The 226-nt window shown below is 51.3% G+C and carries 1 pseudogene; it reads right to left on the bottom strand.

What is annotated here, in order from left to right:
* Window positions 1-226: pseudogene (locus LKX83_RS33120) on the bottom strand (MFS transporter); the annotation flags it as partial.

Here is a 226-nt window from a genome sequence, read left to right as displayed (position 1 = left end):
ATATAACCTACAGCAAGCGGCCCGATAATCGCCCCGATGCGTCCGGCGGCATTCGCCAAGCCTGAAGCTGTGGCCCGAATGTCCGAATCATAGTGATCGGTCGTATATGCATATGTTGTTCCGGTAACACCTAGATAGAAGAAAGACAACGCCATACCGGATGCGATAAGGACAGGAAGCGTCTCTGCCGTTCCGAAGAAAAACGCGCTTATTGCGGCAAATAACA

Source organism: Cohnella baijiui (assembly GCF_020731285.1).
Lineage (GTDB): Bacteria > Bacillota > Bacilli > Paenibacillales > Paenibacillaceae > Cohnella.
Note: the sequence above shows the minus strand (reverse complement) of the source record. Positions and strands in the feature narration are given on the sequence as shown.